A 16,919-nucleotide genomic window follows, 5' to 3' on the forward strand; every position below is an offset into this window, starting at 1 on the left:
CGTCAGGTCACGGTTACGTGGTCGATCAACTCTTCCACTCTGCCCAAGAGTTCCGGTTCCAGGTCCTTGTAGGAGTGGACCCGGCTCAGGATGTACTGCCACGCCTCGCCCGTGTTCGCCACCCGCCAGCCCAGCGCCCGGCACACGCCCGTCTTCCAGTCCTGACCGCGGGGGACGCGGGGCCATGCCTCGATGCCCACCGATGACGGCTTCACCGCCTCCCAGATGTCGATGTACGGGTGGCCCACGACCAGCGCGTGCTCGCTCGTCACCGATTGGGCGATGTGCCATTCCTTCGTGCCGGGGACCAAGTGGTCGACCAGGACGCCGAGGCGGGCGTCCGGGCCGGGGGCGAAGTCGTCGACGATCGACGGAAGGTCGTCGACGCCCTCCAGGAACTCCACCGCCACGCCCTCGATGCGCAGGTCGTGGCCCCAGACCCGCTCGATGAGCTCGGCGTCGTGCTTGCCCTCCACGTAGATGCGGCCCGCCCGGGCCACCCGTGCGCGGGCGCCGGGGACCGCCACCGAGCCGGACGCGCTCCGGGCGGGGCGAGTCGGGGCGGGCCCCGAGGGGCGTACGAGGGTGACGACCTTGCCGTCGATCATGAAGCCGCGCGGCTCCATCGGGAACACCCGGAGCTTGCCGAAGCGGTCCTCCAAGGTCACCGTCGGACCCTGCGCCGTCTTCTCGACCCGGATCACCGCTCCGCAGAAGCCCGTGGTGACCTCCTCGACGACGAGGTCCGGTTCGGCCGGAACCTCGGGGACCGGCTTGTTCCGCTTCCAGGGGGGAGTCAGGTCGGCAGAGTACTGGCGCATCCGGCAGACGATAAGAGAAGTGCGCAGGCCAGGGCTACGACACGCCGAAACGCGTCGCCAATGTGGCGCGTTGCGCGCGGACGAACTGCGCATTCACCGCCGAACCGTGCCCCGGGACGTACACCGCGTCCTCGCCGCCGAGGTCGAGGAGCCGGTCGAGCGCCGCGGGCCAGTGGCGCGGTGCCGCGTCCGGGCCCGCCTGAGGTTCGCCCGACTCTTCGATCAGGTCGCCGCAGAAGACGATCTCCGGGGACCCCGGAACCAGTACGGCCAGGTCATGGCCGCTGTGCGCAGGGCCGATGTTCGCGAGCAGCACCGTCAGGCCGCCGCCCAGGTCGAGCGTCCACTCGCCGCACACCCGGTGCGGCGGGGTGACGAGGATGTCGACCGCCTCGGTCGCCGCGTCCGGGTCGACACCGTGCCGCACCGCGTCGGCGCGCAGCCCCTCGGCGCCGCGCTCGAAGAGGGCGTCGATGCCCACCGCCCCGTACACCTCGACGCCCGCGAACGCGGCCGTGCCGAGCACGTGGTCGAAGTGCGGGTGCGTCAACGCGACATGGGTCACTCTCCGGTGCGCCCCGAGGAGCGCACGGGCGTCGGCGCGCAGCCGGGCGCCTTCACGGAGTGAGGATCCGGTGTCGATCAAGAGCGCCGCATCTTCACCCACGACGAGGCCACTCGTGCAGTCCAGGCCCGGCAACCGCACCCGCCCCACATTCGGCGCGAGCCCCTCCCAACCCGCCGAGGCCCAATCGATACGCTGCGCGAACTCCATACCTCGACGCTAGCGCCCTTGCCGGGCCCGTACCCACCGGCCGTACACTGACCCGGGGACGATTGGCACTCGCCCACATGGAGTGCCAAAGACAGGATGACCGCAACGGCTGTTTCTGGAGGTGTGCGCCGATGCTCAATGAACGCAGGCTCGAAGTGCTGCGCGCCATCGTCCAGGACTACGTCGGCACCGAGGAGCCCGTCGGCTCCAAGGCGCTCACCGAGCGGCACAAGCTCGGGGTCTCGCCGGCGACCGTGCGCAACGACATGGCAGCCCTGGAGGACGAGGGATTCATCGCCCAGCCGCACACCAGTGCCGGGCGTATCCCCACCGACAAGGGCTACCGCCTGTTCGTCGACAAGCTCACCGCCGTGAAGCCGATGGCCGCGCCCGAGCGGCGCGCCATCCAGAACTTCCTGGACGGCGCCGTCGATCTCGACGACGTCGTCGGACGCACCGTACGGCTGCTCGCGCAGCTGACGCGGCAGGTGGCGATCGTCCAGTACCCGTCCCTGACCCGGTCCACCGTGCGCCATGTCGAGCTGCTCGCGCTCGCACCCGCCCGTCTGATGCTCGTACTGATCACGGACACCGGGCGCGTGGAGCAGCGGATGATCGACTGCCCGGCGCCGTTCGGCGAGTCGTCCCTGGCGGACCTGCGGGCCCGGCTGAACAGCCGCGTCGCGGGCCGCAGGTTCGCCGACGTGCCGCAGCTGGTGCAGGACCTGCCGGACGCCTTCGAGCAGGAGGACCGGGGCACGGTCTCCACGGTGCTCTCCACTCTTCTGGAGACACTCGTCGAGGAGACCGAGGAGCGGCTGATGATCGGCGGAACCGCCAATCTCACTCGCTTCGGACATGATTTTCCCCTCACCATCCGGCCCGTTCTGGAAGCATTGGAGGAGCAGGTCGTGCTCCTCAAGCTCCTTGGCGAGCTGGGAGATTCGGGCATGGCCGTACGGATCGGTCACGAGAACGCCCATGAGGGACTCAACTCCACGTCCGTCGTGTCGGTCGGCTACGGTTCGGGCGGCGAGGCAGTGGCCAAGCTCGGCGTGGTCGGCCCGACCCGCATGGATTACCCGGGAACGATGGGAGCAGTACGCGCAGTGGCACGTTACGTCGGACAGATCCTGGCGGAGTCGTAAGTGGCCACGGACTACTACGCCGTACTAGGCGTGCGCCGCGACGCTTCCCAGGACGAAATCAAGAAGGCCTTCCGAAGGCTGGCGCGTGAGCTTCACCCGGATGTGAATCCGGACCCGAAGACTCAGGAGCGCTTCAAGGAGATCAACGCCGCCTACGAGGTGCTCTCCGACCCGCAGAAGAAGCAGGTCTACGACCTCGGGGGCGACCCCCTGTCGCAGTCCGGTGGAGGCGGGGCCGGTGGCTTCGGCGCCGGTGGGTTCGGGAACTTCTCGGACATCATGGACGCCTTCTTCGGCACGGCGTCGCAGCGCGGGCCCCGGTCCCGTACGCGGCGCGGCCAGGACGCCATGATCCGGCTCGAGATCGAGCTGGACGAGGCGGCCTTCGGCACCACGAAGGACATTCAGGTCGACACGGCTGTGGTCTGTACGACCTGTAGCGGTGAGGGCGCGGCGCCCGGTACCTCGGCGCAGACCTGCGACATGTGTCGCGGGCGCGGTGAGGTCTCGCAGGTGACGCGGTCCTTCCTCGGCCAGGTCATGACCTCGCGGCCGTGCCCGCAGTGCCAGGGATTCGGCACGGTCGTGCCCACTCCGTGCCCGGAGTGCGCGGGCGACGGGCGCATCCGCTCCCGTCGGACCCTGACCGTGAAGATCCCGGCCGGTGTGGACAACGGCACGCGGATCCAGCTCGCGGGCGAGGGCGAGGTCGGCCCCGGTGGCGGCCCCGCCGGTGACCTGTACGTGGAGATCCACGAACTCCCGCACCCGACCTTCCAGCGGCGCGGCGACGATCTGCACTGCACGGTGACCATCCCGATGACGGCGGCGGCCCTCGGCACGAAGGTGCCGCTGGAGACGCTCGACGGCACGGAGGAGGTCGACATCCGGCCGGGCACGCAGTCCGGCCAGTCGGTTCCGCTGCACGGGCGCGGTATCACGCATCTGCGGGGCGGCGGCCGTGGTGACCTCATCGTGCACGTCGAGGTCATGACGCCGCAGAAGTTGGACCCGGAGCAGGAGCGGGTGCTGCGGGAGCTTGCCAAGCTGCGCGGCGAGGAGCGGCCCACGGGGCAGTTCCAGCCGGGCCAGCAGGGGCTCTTCTCCCGCTTGAAGGACGCGTTCAACGGCCGTTGAGTCAGCCGTCGTAGGCAAGGTCGGCCCCCGGTGCGTGGCACCGGGGGCCGACGTGTGTCCACGGTGCGGGGCGCCGGGGGCCGACGTGTGTCCACGGTGCGGGGCGCCGGTGTTCCGGGCCTGTGCCGGGGTCGGCGCCTGTCGTTCTCGTTGCGCGGCACCGGTCGCTGCGCCGGGGGCGGGCCCTGCGTCGTGGGTGCGCTGCGCCGGGGTGCCGGCCGCTGCACCGGGGCCGGGCCCTGCGTTGTGGGTGCGCTGCGCCGGGGTGCCGGCCGCTGCACCGGGGCCGGGCCCAGCGTCATGGGTGCGCGGCACCGGGGTGCCGCCTTGCCCACCCTGCCGCCCCAGGCGGCAGATTGCCCAAGGCGGTGGGCGTCGACCGTAACGGGTGGGGAGCCGCGGGCGGCGGAGGTTGCCCAAGGCGGTGGGCGTCGACCGTAACGGGTGGGGAGCCGCGGGCGGCGGAGATTGCCCAAGGCGGGGCGGCGTCGGCCGCAATGGGTGGGGAGCCGCGGCTGGCGGAGGTTGCCCAAGGCGGTGGCGGCCGAGCGCCTCGGGTGGGGAGCCGTGTCTGTGGCGGATTGCCCAAGGCGGGTGCGGTCGACCGCAGCGGGTGGGGAGCCGTGGCTGGCGCCGGATCGCCCATGGCGGGGCGCCCCTCGCTGTACCGGGCAGGGAGCCGTCGCCGACGCCGGATCGCCCAAGGCCGTGGTGCGGTACACCGTCGGGCCGACGCCCCCGGAGGGGGCGGGTGGGTGGGAGATGGGCGGGAGCCGGGCGATCGCCTGCAGGCGGGCGGGGCAACTCAAGCCCTGCGGCGGGTGGGCATTTCCAGCCCCTGCGGCGTTTGAGCAGCGGGGTCCGGGGCGGAGCCCCGAGGCCGTGACGCCGGTTCGGCGGAATCAGCTTCGCTCTTGGGCGAGAGCCCGCGGGGGCCGGGGTGGCGTCCCGGTCGATTCGGTCGGTCGCGGGTGACATGGCACGATGCGGTCATGTCCTCCGCACTGACCGATCTCTGCCCACTTCCGATCGTGCAGGCCCCCATGGCGGGCGGCGCTTCGCACCCCGCACTGGTCGCCGCCGTGGCCGAGGCGGGCGGGCTCGGGTTTCTCGCCGCCGGGTACAAAACGGCCGACGGGATGTACGAGGAGATCAAACAGGCGCGGGCGCTGACCGCCAGGCCCTTCGGCGTCAACCTCTTCATGCCGCAGACCGAGCACGCGGACCCGGCCACCGTCGAGGTCTACCGCAACCAGCTCTCCGGCGAGGCCACCTGGTACCGCACCCCGCTCGGGGAGACCGACAGCTGCAGCGACGACGGCTACGACGCCAAGCTCGCGATCCTCGTCGACGACCCCGTTCCGCTGGTCACCTTCACCTTCGGCTGCCCCCGGCGCTCGGTCGTACAGGCGTTGCAGCGCGTGGGCACGAAGGTCGGGGTCACCGTCACGTCGGTGGAGGAGGCGCAGGCCGCGCAGGAGGCCGGCGCCGACCTGGTGTGCGTACAGGGGATCGAGGCCGGCGGGCATCAGGGCACGCACCGGGACAACCCCGAGGCCGACGGGAGCGGGTTCGGCCTGCTCTCGCTGATCGTGCAGGTGCGCGAGGCCGTGCAGCTGCCGATCATCGCCGCCGGCGGGATCATGCGCGGCGCGCAGATCGCCGCGGTGCTCGCGGCCGGCGCCGACCTCGCGCAGCTCGGCACCGCGTTCCTGGTCACCCCGGAGTCCGGGGCACCGGAGCCGCACAAGCAGGCCATGACCAACCCGCTGTTCACCCGGACCGAACTGACCCGTGCCTTCTCCGGGCGGCCCGCGCGCGGGCTCGTCAACCGGTTCATGCGTGAGCACGGCCCGTACGCCCCCGCCGCGTACCCGCAGATCCACCACATGACGTCGCCGCTGCGCAAGGCCGCCGCCAAGGCCGGTGACCCGCAGGGCATGGCGCTGTGGGCGGGCCAGGGGCACCGGCTCGCGCGGGAGCTCCCTGCCGGGCAGCTCGTGGAGGTCCTCGCGGCCGAACTCGACGCCGCCAGGGCCGCGTTGACGCAGCGGGGCGCCGCCTGATGACCGCTCCGGTATTCGTCGTCGAGGGGGCCGTCCCCGGCGACCGCGCGTATGTGCTCGACGGGCCCGAGGGGCGCCATGCCGTCTCCGTGAAGCGGCTGCGGGCCGGGGAGACGGTGACGCTCACCGACGGGCTCGGCTCGTGGTGCGAGGCCGTCGTCACCGGCAGCGAGGGCAAGGACCGGCTGCTCGTCGACGCGGGCCCCGTGCACGTGGAGACCGAGGAGCGGCCGCGGATCACCGTCGTACAGGCGCTGCCCAAGGGCGACCGGGGCGAGCTCGCCGTGGAGACCATGACCGAGACCGGCGTCGACGCGATCGTGCCGTGGGCCGCCTCCCGGTGCATCACGCAGTGGCGCGGCGACCGCGGGCTCAAGGCGCTCGGCAAGTGGCGGGCCACCGCGCGCGAGGCCGGGAAGCAGTCGCGGCGCGTGCGGTTTCCGGTCGTCGGGGAGGCCGCGACGACGAAGGAGGTCGCCGCGCTGCTCGCCGGGGCCGACTTCGCGGCGGTGCTGCACGAGGACCGGGACACCCCGAGCGGGGCGCTGGCTTCGGCCGAACTCCCGGACAGCGGTGAGATCGTGCTCGTCGTCGGCCCCGAAGGCGGCGTGTCGCCCGAGGAGTTGACGGTTTTCGAGGAGGCCGGGGCGCGGCCGATGCGGCTCGGGCGGAGCGTCCTGCGCACGTCGACGGCCGGAACGGCGGCGGTGGCGTTGCTGCTGGGACGTACGGGACGGTGGGGGTAGGCACCCGTCACAGGTACCCGTCCGACGGGTGTGTCCACAGTGACTGCAACAGTGGCTGCAACCGCACTACCGAGGCTGTACGTCCACTGGCATTCTGCCGTGCATGCGGGGATCGAGAGGGTTCAGCGGGCTTGTCCTCGTTGCTGCCGTCGTCGCCACGGGCGTCGCGTGTCAGCCGATCGAGGGCGACCTCAATGTGTCCACGGTCGCGATCACCACCGATCAGACGGCCACCGACGAGCTGAACCGGCAGAACGCCAATGTCGCCTGGCTCAGCTGCAACGGCACGTTCAGCAGCAGCTCTCCGTCCGGTAGCGCCACGTCGGGCGAGGTGAAGGTCGAGTGCCGGGGGAAGACCAAGGACGGCAAGGACATCACCGTGGAGGGGTGGGTGTACGGGGTCGTCTCCGGTAAGTGCGTGCGCGGGAAGGTCATCGGGCGTATCGACAACAAGGTGTGGTTCAGCGTCGGCGTGCTCGGCAACTGCGCGGCGAGCGACAGCACTTCGCCACCGCAGGATTCGCAGCAGCCGGCGCCCTCGGAGGACCCGAAGCCGCAGGAGCCGCAACCGGGTGCCACGGGCACGATCACCGAGACCGTCACCGTGACGGCGCCCCCGCCGACTTTCCAGGGCAAGTGATCAGACGGGCTGACGTGGGCGGCGGCCAAATTTAGGCTGGGCCGGGTGACGACTCCTGCGTACCTCCGGTTCCCGCACCTGCACGGCGAGTTGGTGGTCTTCACCGCCGAGGACGACGTGTGGGCCGCGCCCCTCGACGGCGGCCGCGCCTGGCGGGTCAGCGCCGACAACATGCCCGTCGGCAACCCCCGGCTCTCCCCGGACGGCGAGACGGTCGCCTGGACCTCGCGCCGCGACGGAGCGCCGGAGGTGCACATCGCCCCGGTGGCCGGCGGGCCCGCCAAGCGCCTGACGCACTGGGGGAGTTGGACGACCAGTGTGCGCGGCTGGACGTCCGACGGGCGGGTCCTCGCCACCACCACGCACGGCCAGGCCTCGCTGCGCCGCAGCTGGGCGCGGGCCGTTCCGCTGGACGGCGGACCCGCCGAGACCCTGCCGTACGGGCCCGTGGGCGGCGTCGCGTTCGGGCCCGGGTCCCAGGTGCTGCTGCTGTCCGCGCCGATGGGGCGGGAGGCCGCGTGGTGGAAGCGGTACCGGGGCGGCACGGCGGGCAAGTTGTGGATCGACCGGGCTGCCGCGGGCGAGGGCGGGGCAGGGGACTTCGTACGGCTGCACGCCGAGCTCGACGGGAACATCGAGTGCCCCATGTGGGTGGGGGACCGGGTCGCGTTCCTCTCCGACCACGAGGGCGTCGGCGCGCTCTACTCCTCCCTCTCCGACGGGACCGAACTGCGGCGGCACAGCGGCCTTGACGGCTTCTACGCGCGGCACGCCGCCACCGACGGCGAGCGGGTCGTCTACGCGAGCGCCGGTGAACTGTGGGCCGTCGAGGGGCTCGACGAGGGCGTGGAGGCGCGCCGGCTCGACATCCGCCTCGGCGGCCAGCGCGTCGATCTGCAGCCGCGGCCCGTCGACGCCGCGAACTGGTTCGGCGCCGCGTCCCCCGACCACACCGGTCGCGGCAGCGCCGTGAACGTACGCGGCGCCGTGCACTGGGTGACCCACCGTGCGGGCCCCGCCCGCGCGCTCGCCGCCGAACCGGGCGTACGCGCCCGGCTCCCGCACACCTTCCGCGTGGACGGCGAGGAACACGTCGTGTGGGTGACGGACGCCGAGGGCGACGACGCCCTGGAGTTCGCGCCCGCCACCGGGGCCGCGCCGGGCGCCACGCCGCGCAGGCTCGGGGCGGGCCGGCTCGGCCGGGTGCTCGCCCTGACGGTGGCGCCGGACGGCGGCCGGGTCGCCGTCGCCTCGCACGACGGCCGGGTACTGCTCGTCGAGCGGGACAGCGGCGACGTACGGGAGGTGGACCGCAGCGAGGACGGGAACGCCACGGGGCTCGCGTTCTCCCCGGACTCGGCGTGGCTCGCCTGGTCGCACCCCGGCCCGCACGACCTGCGCCAGCTCAAGCTCGCCAACGCCACCGACCTGTCCGTCAGCGAGGCGACCCCGCTGCGCTTCCGGGACTACGCGCCCGCGTTCACGCTCGACGGCAAGCACCTGGCGTTCCTGTCGGCGCGCTCCTTCGACCCGGTCTACGACGAGCACGCCTTCGACCTCGCGTTCGTCAGCGGCTCGCGGCCGCACCTGATCACGCTGGCCGCGACGACCCCGTCCCCGTTCGGGCCGCAGCGGCACGGCCGGGCCTTCGACACCCCCGACAAGGACGAGACGCCCGACAGCGAGGGCGCGCCCGCGACCCGGGTCGACCTGGAGGGCCTGCTCGACCGCATCGTGCCGTTCCCGGTGGAAGCCGCGCGCTACTCCAGGCTGCGCACGGCCAAGGACGGCGTGCTGTGGCTGCGGCACCCGGTGCGCGGCGTGCTCGGCGACTCCCGGGCCGGTCTCGACGCGCCGGAGCCCAAGAACCGCCTGGAGCGCTACGACCTGGCCCAGCAGCGCATCGAGGAGATCGGCGCCGACGCCGACCACTTCGAGGTCACGGGCGACGGCAAGCGGGTGCTGCTGTGGACCGGCGAGGTCCTGAAGGTGGTCCCCAGCGACCGGCGTCCCGCGCACGACGACGACAGCGACACGAACATCACCGTCGACCTGTCCCGGGTCAGCCAGATCGTCGACCCGGCGGCCGAGTGGCGGCAGATGTACGACGAGGCCGGGCGCCTCATGCGGGACAACTTCTGGCGCGCCGACATGAACGGGGTGGACTGGGACGGGGTGTTGGAGCGGTACCGGCCGGTGCTCGACCGGCTCGCCACGCACGACGACCTCGTCGACCTGCTGTGGGAGGTGCAGGGTGAGCTCGGGACCTCGCACGCGTATGTGATCCCGAGGGGCGGGCGGTGGACCTCCGCGCGCCGACAGGGGCTGCTCGGCGCCGACATCTCCCGTCATGAGGACGGCAGTTGGGTCGTCGACCGGGTGCTGCCCTCCGAGACGTCCGACCCGCGCGCCCGTTCCCCGCTCACCGCGCCCGGTGTCGCGGTGCGCGCCGGGGACGCGATCGTGGCGGTGGGCGGGCGGCCGGTCGATCCGGTGACCGGGCCCGCGCCGCTGCTGGTCGGCACCGCCGACAAGCCGGTCGAGCTGACGGTCTCGCCGGCCGGTGGCGGCGATCCGCGGCACGTGATCGTCGTGCCGCTCGACGACGAGGAACCGCTGCGGTACCACGCGTGGGTCGTGGACCGGCGGGCGTACGTCCATGAGCAGTCGGGTGGGCGGCTCGGCTACCTCCACGTCCCGGACATGCAGGCGCCGGGCTGGGCCCAGATCCACCGGGACCTGAGCGTGGAGGTGGCGCGGGAGGGGCTTGTCGTGGACGTCCGGGAGAACCGGGGCGGGCACACGTCGCAGCTCGTCGTGGAGAAGTTGGCGCGGCGCGTCGTGGGCTGGGACGTGCCGCGGGGCAGTCGCCCCTTCACGTATCCGATGGACGCGCCGCGCGGTCCTGTCGTGGCGGTGGCCAACGAGTTCTCCGGCTCGGACGGCGACATCGTCAACGCGGCGATCAAGGCGCTCGGTATCGGGCCCGTCGTGGGTGTACGTACCTGGGGCGGCGTCATCGGCATCGACAGCCGGTACCGGCTCGTCGACGGGACGTTGGTCACGCAGCCGAAGTATGCGACGTGGATGGAGGGTTACGGGTGGGGTCTGGAGAACCACGGGGTGGACCCTGACGTGGAGGTGGTGATGGCTCCCCAGGACGCGGCGGCGGGCCGTGACCCGCAGTTGGACGAGGCGATCCGCATCGCGCTGGCCGCGCTGGTCGAGAACCCGGCCAAGGCCGCGCCCACGCTGCCGCGGGTTTCGGGGGAGTAGTGGTTACGCCCACGGGGCTCCGCCCCGGACCCCGCTGCTCAATCGCCGCAGGGGCTTGAAAGATCGGGGCTCCGCCCCGGACCCCGCTGGCTCTCGTCCAAGAGCAGGGCTTGATGTGGGGCGGAGCCCCGTGGCGTCCACCACGGCGGGGGTGATCGATACGATGCCGACGTACCCACACACCAGCACCGAGGGGACCGAAATGGCCGGGGAACCGCAGGCCGACTGCCTGTTCTGCAAGATTGTCGCGGGGGACGTCCCCGCCACACTGGTCCGCGAGACGGAGTCCACCGTCGCGTTCCGGGACATCAACCCCCAGGCGCCCACCCACGTCCTGGTCATCCCGCGGCTTCACTACACCGACGCCGCCTCCCTCGCCGCCGCCGAACCGGCCATCGCCGCGGACGTGCTGCGCGAGGCCGGCGAGGTCGCCAAGGAAGAGAAGCTGGACAGCTACCGGATCGTGTTCAACACCGGCAGCGGCGCGGGCCAGACCGTCTTCCACGCGCACGCCCACGTCCTCGGCGGCCGCGGCCTGCAGTGGCCCCCCGGATAGCGGCGACAAGGTCCAACGCCCCATGTCCGTAAGGGAATTCGTCGTGCTCGGCACCGCCAGCCAGGTGCCGACCCGGCAGCGCAATCACAACGGCTACCTGCTCCGCTGGGACAGCGAGGGCATCCTCTTCGATCCCGGCGAGGGCACCCAGCGGCAGATGCTGCGCGCCGGCGTGGCCGCGCACGACCTCAATCGGATCTGCGTCACGCACTTCCACGGCGACCACTCCCTCGGCCTCGCGGGCGTCATCCAGCGGATCAACCTCGACCGGGTGCCGCACCCCGTGACCGCGCACTACCCGGCGTCCGGGCAGCGGTTCTTCGACCGGCTGCGGTACTCCACCGCGTACCGGGAGACCGTCGACATCGCGGAGGAGCCGGTGGCCGGGGAGGGCGCGGTGCTCGCGGACACCCCCGCGTACCGCCTCGAAGCCCGTCGCCTTTCGCATCCCGTCGAGGCGTACGGCTACCGCCTCGTCGAGCCCGACGGGCGCCGCATGCTGCCCGAGCGGCTCGCCGCGCACGGCATCAAGGGGCCCGACGTCGGGCGGTTGCAGAAGGAGGGCGCCCTGCGGGGCGTCACGCTCGACGAGGTGAGCGAGGTGCGGCGCGGGCAGCGCGTCGCGTTCGTGATGGACACCCGGCTGTGCGAGGGCGTGGAGGCGCTCGCCGAGGGCTGCGACCTGCTCGTCATCGAGTCGACCTTTCTCGACGAGGATCATCAACTCGCCGGCGATCACGGGCACTTGACTGCCGGGCAGGCCGCCCGCGTCGCGCGTGACGCCGGTGTGCGGCACCTCGTCCTCACCCACTTCAGTCAGCGCTACACCGACCCGGCGGAGTTCGCGCGGCAGGCCCGCGCCACCGGGTTCGACGGGGAGCTGACGGTCGCCCGCGACCTGGACCGCGTCCCCGTACCGAAGCGTCGCTGAGCCAAGGCATCCGGCCCTGCGTACGATGGTCGGATGTCCCTCGCACCACTCGCACGCATCCCCAAAGCAGAGCTTCACCTGCACATCGAAGGCACCCTCGAACCCGAGCTCGCCTTCGAACTCGCCCGGCGCAACGGCATCACGCTGCCGTACGCCGAAACCGAGGAACTGCGGAAGGCGTATCTCTTCGCCGACCTGCAGTCCTTCCTCGATCTCTACTACTCGCTGATGGCCGTCCTCGTCACCGAGGACGACTTCGAGGCGCTCGCAGACGCCTATCTCGCGCGCGCCGCCGAGCAGGGCGTGCGGCACGCCGAGATCTTCTTCGACCCGCAGGCGCACGCGGCGCGGGGCGTGGAGATGGGCACCGTCGTCGAGGGGCTGCACCGGGCGCTCGCGCGCAGCGAGGAGCGGCACGGGATCTCCACCAAGCTGATCCTCTGCTTCCTGCGCGACCAGTCCGCCGAGTCGGCGATGGAGACCCTGGAGGCGGCGAAGCCGTACCTGGACCGCATCGTCGGCGTCGGGCTCGACTCCGCAGAGGTCGGCAACCCCGCGTCCAAGTTCCGTGACGTGTACGAGGCCGCGGGCGGACTCGGCCTGCGCAAGGTCGCGCACGCGGGCGAGGAGGGCGACCCGTCGTACGTGTGGGAGGCCCTGGACATCCTCGGCGTCGAGCGCGTCGACCACGGGCTGCGGTCCCTGGAGGACCCGGAACTGGTGAACCGCCTCGTACGGGACCGGATCCCGCTCACGCTGTGCCCGCTGTCGAACGTGCGGCTGCGCACCATCGACATGCTGGAGGACCACCCGCTGGCCAAGATGATGGACGCGGGCCTGCTGTGCACGGTCAACTCCGACGACCCGTCCTACTTCGGCGGCTACGTCGGCGACACCTTCCACGCCGTCCACGAGGCGCTCGCCCTCGACCACGACCGAGTGCGGGAACTGGCCCGCAACTCGTTCGTGGCGTCGTTCCTCGACGGCAGCGCGGAGGACGAGGCGCGTCGGGCGCGCTACATCGCCGAGGTCGAGGCGTACGAGCTGGACGACATCTCCGGCTGAACCGACGGCCGGAGGTCCTGCACCGACGGCTGGGGCTCCGGCTCCACGCCGTCGGGGCCCACCGCGGTGAACGTCGTGAACGCGGGCGCCTCGACCGTGGGCACCTCGATGTCGAACAGCTCGACCGGCTGCTCCAGCACACCCGACGGCGGCACGATCGCGCCGACCGGGGCACCGCTGTGGCGCCTTGCCGCTCCCGCGAACAGCGGGCGGCCACCGGTGTGCAGGGTCACCGCGGTCAGCGGCACCGCGAGCAGCAGCAGCGCGACGGCGAGCGCCGCGCCCATCACGGGGAAGCCCACCGACTGGGCCAGGAGGCTGCCGGCCAGCGGGCCGAGGGCCGTGCCGAGCGAGGACGCCGAGCCGATGAGGACCGCCCAGCGGCCGCGCGGGTCGAGCGAGGCGGCGAGGCCGAGGACGTACGACAGGACCACCGGGTAGAGGGTGTTCCAGGCGATCTCGCCCGAGGCGAAGGACGCGAGGCCGTCCGCGCGGGCGCTGAGCAGGACGCAGCAGGCGATCGCCGCCGTGCCCGCGCCGATGGGCAGCGCGCGGCCCAGGCGGACGCCGACCGCGCCCGCGCCGATCACGCCGAGCAGCCCGACGCCGAGCGCCACCGCGAAGACCGAGCCGACCGCGACCTCGGACAGGCCCGCCTGTTCGGTGCCGATGCGGCTGCTGACACCCCAGAGCGCGTTCTGCGCCATCGACCAGCACACCAGGGTCACCGCGAGCAGCAGGCCCGAACGGGCGTGGGGGAGCGGTGAGTTGGGGGCAGGGGCCGCGCAGTTGTCCGGGGTGGCAGGGTCCGCGAGGCCGCGCGTGGCGGGCCACACGGCGAGCGCGGCGGCGGCGAGCGCCGCGAACGGCAGGAAGCTGCCCTCGCTGATCCGCGGAATGGTCAGGTAGAGGGCGCACGCGAGCGCGGAGACGCTCAGCAGGCCGAGCGTGGAGGCGCGGTGCGGGTCCTTCTGCGCGGCGATCCCGGTGGCCGCGACGGCCGTCGCCGTACCCGAGCCGAAGCCGCCGACCATCGCACCCGCGACGAGTATCGGGGTGGTGGTGGCGAGGGCGGCGGTGCCGTATCCGACGACGGCGAGGAGCAGTCCGGTCCGGGCGGCGCGGCGGGCGCCGACCCGTTCGACGCGGGCCGCGAGCGTGAGGCCCGCGGCGGCCGAACTCAGCAGCAGCGCACTGCCGATGAGACCGGCCTGGGTGGGAGAGAGCCGCAGGCTGTCGGCGACTCTGCCGACGATGGTGGGCAGGAGATAGGCGGCGAGATAGCCGGCCGTGAAGAGGGCGATGAGCGCGGGCCGGGCGGGGCGGCGGGACACGGGCGTTCCTGAGGACGGGCCTCTTGCCTTGGACGCTGTTTTGGGCAAGGGGGTGCTAAGGCAGGGGAGTTGGGAGCGCGACGTCTTTGCGAACGGGACCGAACCGGGGACGGGGGCGCGGCCAATTTGTATCAAGTCCATGGGGGGTGCACGAAAGCCGGGGCCGTGTGACGCGTGACACATTTGGTTTGGGGGTGGTTCGGCCGGGCAGGAGTGGCGATTTTTGCGCGGTGGGGCGCGATGTGGAGGGGTGCGGCCGGGGCCTGTCGGTGGTGCCGCTCAGCGCCAGTCGGGGACGCCGGAGGTCCCCCGGTGGGCCGTCGCCTCGACCTTCGCGCGGGTCTCGCGCATGACCGCCACGATCCGCTCCTCGTGCTCCGGCGTCAGCCGGACCACCGGCACCGAGCAGCTGATGGCGTCGTGCGCCGGGTCCGCGTAGCGCAGCGCGAAGCCGAAGCCGACGATGCCGTCGACGCCCTCCTCGCGGTCGACCGAGTGGCCGCGCTCGCGGATCGCGGCGAGATCGGCGGCGAGCGCCTCGCGTGTGGCGTGCGTGCGCCTGGTGGACTGCTCGTACGGGCCCGGCGGCAGCTCGTCGTCCGGGCGCTCGGCGAGCAGCGCCTTGCCCAGCGCGCCGATGTGCGCGGGCAGTCGGCGGCCCACGCGGCTGATCGTGCGCAAGTATTCATGCGACTCGCGGGTTGCCAGGTACGCCACGTCGAAGCCGTCGAGCCGCCCCAGGTGGATCGTCTCGCCGAGCGCCTCCGACGCCTCGTCGAGGAACGGGCGCACGGAGCGCACGTACGGATCGGTGTCCAGGTAGCTGGTGCCGGTCAGCAGGGCGCGGATGCCGATGCCGTACAGCGAGCCCGTCACGTCCGTGCGCACCCAGCCGCGCGCGATGAGCGTCTGGAGCAGCGCGTACATGGAGCTGCGCGGCACCACGAGTTCGTCGGCGAGCTCCTGGAGGCGGGCGGGCCGGTCGCCGCGGGAGGCGAGCACGTCGAGCAGATCGACGGTGCGGGCAGCCGACTTCACCTCGCGCACGCCGCGCTGCGGCTCGGTGTCCTGCCGCTGCCCGGCCCTGCTCTCTGCCATGCGCCGATCGTAATCCGGCCGCTTCGTGACAGGTTGATGTCGTCCCCCGTGGTACGCGAACCGGTCGTGCACACTGTCCGAATCCGTACCGATGCAGGGAGCGCGACGTGACCTCCAACCGACCCAGAACGGACCCCCTCGCGGCGCTGCGTACGACGGCCGACCCGCCCTACGACGTCTATCTCACCGGCACGGTCTTCCTCGACATCATCTTCACCGGCCTCGACAGCGCGCCCGTGCGGGGGACGGAGTCGTGGGCGCGCGGCATGGGGTCGAGCCCCGGCGGGATCGCGAACATGGCGACGGCGCTCGCGCGACTCGGCCTGCGCACCTCGCTCGCCGCGGCCTTCGGCGACGACCACTACGGCGAGTACTGCTGGGACGCCCTCGAACGCGGCGAGGGCATCGACCTCAGCTACGCGCGCACCGTGCCGGGCTGGCACTCGCCCGTCACCGTGTCCATGGCGTACGAGGGCGAACGCACGATGGTGAGCCACGGGCACGAGCCACCGCCCGTCGATCCCTCCCGTCTCCCACCACCGCCCTCAACCGAGGCCCTCCGGGCCGCCTTTCCTTTTGCGCCGGACTGTCCGCCGCACGCCAGGGCCGCCGTCGCCTCGCTCGTCCCCGGCGCCGAGGAGCCGTGGGTCGCGACGGCCGCGCGCTCCGGTACGCAGATCTTCGCCGACGTGGGCTGGGACGAGACCGGCCGCTGGGACCTGGCGGCGCTGCCCGGCCTGCGGCACTGCGAGGCGTTCCTGCCGAACGCGCAGGAGGCGATGCGCTACACCTGCACGTCCTGTCCGCGGGAAGCGGCGCACGCGCTGACCGAGCATGTGCCGGTGGCCGTGGTGACGCTCGGCGCGGAGGGCGCGTACGCGGTGGACGGACGCACCGGCGAGACGGCGTCCGTCCCGGCCATCGAGGTCGAGGCCCTCGACCCGACCGGGGCCGGGGACGTCTTCGTCGCCGGCTTCGTCACCGGCACCCTGGCGGGCTGGCCGCTCGCCGACCGCCTCGCCTTCGCCGGCCTCACGGCGGCCCTCTCGGTCCAGGAGTTCGGCGGCTCCCTGTCGGCGCCGGGCTGGTCGGAGATCGCGGCCTGGTGGAAGGAGGTCCGCTCCAACGACCACCAGAGCCGCTGCGCCCTGGACCGCTACGCCTTCATGTCCCCCCTCCTCCCGGACACGTCCCGATCGTGGCCCTTGCGCCGAGCGGTCCCGACGATCGGCTTCGGACGGTCGGCGTAGCGCCTGGAAGGGCCCGGGCGTAAATGTCTTGTCGGGGCGGTGGCAGGCGTGCGAGATTGGCTGCCGCTGCCGTCCG

At 72.6% G+C, this 16,919-nt stretch carries 14 protein-coding genes; 10 read left to right on the top strand and 4 right to left on the bottom strand.

Features of this window, described 5'->3' with window-relative positions; genetic code table 11:
- Positions 1 to 2 precede the first annotated feature (2 nt).
- Positions 3 to 821, bottom strand: a complete 819-nt coding sequence (locus OG746_RS28325) for a DUF3097 domain-containing protein (protein ID WP_266719765.1) — start codon at positions 819 to 821, stop codon at positions 3 to 5.
- A 34-nt stretch (positions 822 to 855) separates the two neighbouring features.
- The gene (locus OG746_RS28330; protein WP_266719767.1) at positions 856 to 1,596 is read right to left on the bottom strand and encodes an MBL fold metallo-hydrolase; all 741 of its coding nucleotides are present in this window, start codon (positions 1,594 to 1,596) and stop codon (positions 856 to 858) included.
- 131 nt (positions 1,597 to 1,727) lie between these two features.
- Here OG746_RS28330 and hrcA point away from each other — a divergent pair, with 131 nt between their 5' ends.
- The 9 genes from hrcA to OG746_RS28375 all read left to right on the top strand — a co-directional run bounded on the left by hrcA (position 1,728) and on the right by OG746_RS28375 (position 13,161).
- A complete protein-coding gene (gene hrcA / locus OG746_RS28335) occupies positions 1,728 to 2,744 on the top strand; it encodes a heat-inducible transcriptional repressor HrcA (RefSeq protein WP_266719769.1) in 1,017 nt (338 codons plus the stop codon).
- Positions 2,745 to 3,881 carry a molecular chaperone DnaJ gene (dnaJ, locus tag OG746_RS28340; protein ID WP_266719771.1) on the top strand — a complete coding sequence of 379 codons (1,137 nt, stop codon included), beginning with the start codon at positions 2,745 to 2,747 and terminating at the stop codon, positions 3,879 to 3,881.
- 971 nt (positions 3,882 to 4,852) lie between these two features.
- A complete protein-coding gene (locus OG746_RS28345) occupies positions 4,853 to 5,947 on the top strand; it encodes a nitronate monooxygenase (RefSeq protein WP_266719773.1) in 1,095 nt (364 codons plus the stop codon).
- Positions 5,947 to 6,693 carry a 16S rRNA (uracil(1498)-N(3))-methyltransferase gene (locus OG746_RS28350; RefSeq protein WP_266719775.1) on the top strand — a complete coding sequence of 249 codons (747 nt, stop codon included), beginning with the start codon at positions 5,947 to 5,949 and terminating at the stop codon, positions 6,691 to 6,693. The genes OG746_RS28345 and OG746_RS28350 overlap by 1 nt, the downstream gene beginning before the upstream one ends.
- Positions 6,694 to 6,796: 103 nt before the next feature.
- A complete protein-coding gene (locus OG746_RS28355) occupies positions 6,797 to 7,333 on the top strand; it encodes a hypothetical protein (RefSeq protein ID WP_266719777.1) in 537 nt (178 codons plus the stop codon).
- A gap of 45 nt (positions 7,334 to 7,378) precedes the next feature.
- The gene (locus OG746_RS28360) at positions 7,379 to 10,609 is read left to right on the top strand and encodes a S41 family peptidase (protein WP_266719779.1); all 3,231 of its coding nucleotides are present in this window, start codon (positions 7,379 to 7,381) and stop codon (positions 10,607 to 10,609) included.
- A 202-nt stretch (positions 10,610 to 10,811) separates the two neighbouring features.
- On the top strand, positions 10,812 to 11,165 hold the full coding sequence (locus tag OG746_RS28365) for a histidine triad nucleotide-binding protein (RefSeq protein ID WP_266725482.1): 354 nt from the start codon (positions 10,812 to 10,814) through the stop codon (positions 11,163 to 11,165).
- 22 nt (positions 11,166 to 11,187) lie between these two features.
- Positions 11,188 to 12,096 (top strand): ribonuclease Z, encoded by a 909-nt coding sequence (locus tag OG746_RS28370; protein ID WP_266719781.1) that lies wholly within the window; start codon positions 11,188 to 11,190, stop codon positions 12,094 to 12,096.
- A gap of 33 nt (positions 12,097 to 12,129) precedes the next feature.
- Positions 12,130 to 13,161, top strand: coding sequence for an adenosine deaminase (locus OG746_RS28375; protein ID WP_266719783.1), 1,032 nt, complete (start codon positions 12,130 to 12,132; stop codon positions 13,159 to 13,161).
- On the opposite strand, the gene OG746_RS28380 is transcribed toward OG746_RS28375, so the two are convergent.
- Entirely contained in the window at positions 13,113 to 14,495 is a 1,383-nt protein-coding gene (locus OG746_RS28380) for an MFS transporter (protein ID WP_266719785.1), read from the bottom strand. The two genes, OG746_RS28375 and OG746_RS28380, sit on opposite strands and share 49 nt — an antisense overlap.
- Positions 14,496 to 14,774: 279 nt before the next feature.
- Positions 14,775 to 15,593: an IclR family transcriptional regulator gene (locus OG746_RS28385; protein WP_266719787.1), complete on the bottom strand. Its 819-nt coding sequence runs from the start codon at positions 15,591 to 15,593 to the stop codon at positions 14,775 to 14,777.
- A gap of 107 nt (positions 15,594 to 15,700) precedes the next feature.
- Between OG746_RS28385 and OG746_RS28390 the strand changes: the two genes are divergently transcribed.
- Positions 15,701 to 16,843 (top strand): carbohydrate kinase family protein, encoded by a 1,143-nt coding sequence (locus tag OG746_RS28390; protein ID WP_266719789.1) that lies wholly within the window; start codon positions 15,701 to 15,703, stop codon positions 16,841 to 16,843.
- Positions 16,844 to 16,919 lie beyond the last annotated feature (76 nt).

Source organism: Streptomyces sp. NBC_01016 (genome assembly GCF_026341035.1).
Lineage (GTDB): Bacteria > Actinomycetota > Actinomycetes > Streptomycetales > Streptomycetaceae > Streptomyces.

Excerpts from the sequence above, each read along its gene's own strand:
- OG746_RS28325 (WP_266719765.1), bottom strand. The coding sequence starts at position 821 with ATGCGCCAGTACTCTGCCGACCTGACTCCCCCCTGGAAGCGGAACAAG.
- OG746_RS28330 (WP_266719767.1), bottom strand. The coding sequence starts at position 1,596 with ATGGAGTTCGCGCAGCGTATCGATTGGGCCTCGGCGGGTTGGGAGGGG.
- hrcA (WP_266719769.1), top strand. The coding sequence starts at position 1,728 with ATGCTCAATGAACGCAGGCTCGAAGTGCTGCGCGCCATCGTCCAGGAC.
- OG746_RS28350 (WP_266719775.1), top strand. The coding sequence starts at position 5,947 with ATGACCGCTCCGGTATTCGTCGTCGAGGGGGCCGTCCCCGGCGACCGC.
- OG746_RS28355 (WP_266719777.1), top strand. The coding sequence starts at position 6,797 with ATGCGGGGATCGAGAGGGTTCAGCGGGCTTGTCCTCGTTGCTGCCGTC.
- OG746_RS28365 (WP_266725482.1), top strand. The coding sequence starts at position 10,812 with ATGGCCGGGGAACCGCAGGCCGACTGCCTGTTCTGCAAGATTGTCGCG.
- OG746_RS28370 (WP_266719781.1), top strand. The coding sequence starts at position 11,188 with ATGTCCGTAAGGGAATTCGTCGTGCTCGGCACCGCCAGCCAGGTGCCG.
- OG746_RS28375 (WP_266719783.1), top strand. The coding sequence starts at position 12,130 with ATGTCCCTCGCACCACTCGCACGCATCCCCAAAGCAGAGCTTCACCTG.
- OG746_RS28385 (WP_266719787.1), bottom strand. The coding sequence starts at position 15,593 with ATGGCAGAGAGCAGGGCCGGGCAGCGGCAGGACACCGAGCCGCAGCGC.